The organism is Tistlia consotensis USBA 355 (genome assembly GCF_900177295.1).
Taxonomy (GTDB): domain Bacteria; phylum Pseudomonadota; class Alphaproteobacteria; order Kiloniellales; family DSM-21159; genus Tistlia; species Tistlia consotensis.
The window spans coordinates 1-1,231 of sequence record NZ_FWZX01000083.1 but is presented as its reverse complement, the minus strand read 5'-3'; the positions used below and the strand labels follow the sequence as shown (position 1 = coordinate 1,231).

Below are 1,231 nucleotides of genomic sequence, written 5' to 3'. Positions count from 1 at the left end.
CCGCGGGGCCGGGCACGGGCGCTGCGCATCATCCGCCGCGTCCCCGGCCGGGAGAGCTGAGATGGCCGAGCGCCTCGACGCCCTGCTGGTTCTCTGGCGCCTGGTCGCCTGCGTCCGACGCCAGAGGACCATCCCTGCCGCCGTGAAGCTGGAGCTGCGGAGCTGGGCGCTGGCCGCCACTGCGGCGCTCCAGGACCGGCCGCTTCCGGCGGCGGGGCGCCTCGACCAGGACGAGGCGCGGGCGATCACCTGGTCGCTGCTCGACGCGCTCGACGCCGCCGGCATCCCGCACGCCGACGTTGCCGCCTTCTTCAACAGCCATGCCCGGAAAGGTCACCGATGAGCGAGAGACTGGACGCCGTCAAGACGAAGATCCGCGCCCTGCGCGCCCGCACCGTCGCGCGCGGCTGCACGGAGGCTGAAGCGGCCACCGCGATGGAGATGGCCGCGCGGCTGATGCGTGACCACGGGCTCGACGAGGCGGACCTGGAGATGGCGCAGGTCGAGTGCCAACGGCCGGCGACGGCGAAGGCCCACGCCCGCGACCGACTCGCCGCCGTCGTCGCCTACTGCACCAACTGCGCGGGGCTGAAGACGATCCGGTGGGGCGGGGCGCGCTGTTTCTTCGTCGGGCCCGCGCCCTTGGCGGAGATCGCCGCCTACACCCGCGACCTCTGCGAGGCGGCGATCGACCGAGAGCTGCGGGCCTTCCAGCGCACCCCGGCCTACACGCGCAAGCGGAGCCAGAAGACGCGCGGCGAGGCCTCGCGCGCCTTCGTCGAGGGCATGGTCTCGGTGCTGGCACTCCGCCTCCGCGATGCCTTCCGCGGTCAACGCAACGAGGCCATCGCGGCCCGCTCCGGTGCTTGGCTGGACCGGCTGGAGCCGGACGCCGCGTCGGTCGGCAAGGCGAAGCCGACGCGCGACCCGCGGGCCGCGGACCAAGGCGCCGCCGCTGCGCGGCGGGTCGAGCTGTCCGCCGGCGTTGGTGCCGATCGGCGCGACGGCGCGCTGGACGGACCGCGCAGGCTGATCGGAGGCCCGGCGTGACGACAGCGACCGACCAGGCTGCCCGCGCCCAGCGCAATGCGGCGATCGGCAAGATCAAGGTCGGGGCCAAGGCCCTGGCACTCGCCGACGACAGCTACCGCGCGCTGCTGCAGCGGCTGACCGGCAAGACCTCGGCCGCCGAGCTGACGCCGGCGCAGCTCGGCCGGGTGATCGAGGAGCT

The 1,231-nt window shown here is 74.5% G+C and carries 3 protein-coding genes; all 3 read left to right on the top strand.

Features of this window, described 5'->3' with window-relative positions:
- The first annotated feature begins 61 nt into the window (after positions 1-61).
- Positions 62-343 carry a hypothetical protein gene (locus B9O00_RS32190; RefSeq protein ID WP_085127560.1) on the top strand — a complete coding sequence of 94 codons (282 nt, stop codon included), beginning with the start codon at positions 62-64 and terminating at the stop codon, positions 341-343.
- The gene (locus tag B9O00_RS32185) at positions 340-1,050 is read left to right on the top strand and encodes a DUF7168 domain-containing protein (protein WP_085127558.1); all 711 of its coding nucleotides are present in this window, start codon (positions 340-342) and stop codon (positions 1,048-1,050) included. Before B9O00_RS32190 ends, B9O00_RS32185 begins: the two co-directional genes overlap by 4 nt.
- The coding region (locus B9O00_RS33355; protein ID WP_159460397.1) for a phage protein GemA/Gp16 family protein at positions 1,047-1,231 on the top strand (185 nt) is incomplete at its 3' end. The genes B9O00_RS32185 and B9O00_RS33355, both read left to right, overlap by 4 nt.

Bases quoted from the DNA above. Each gene is read 5' to 3' on its own strand.
- B9O00_RS32190 (WP_085127560.1), top strand. From the start codon at position 62: ATGGCCGAGCGCCTCGACGCCCTGCTGGTTCTCTGGCGCCTGGTCGCC.
- B9O00_RS32185 (WP_085127558.1), top strand. From the start codon at position 340: ATGAGCGAGAGACTGGACGCCGTCAAGACGAAGATCCGCGCCCTGCGC.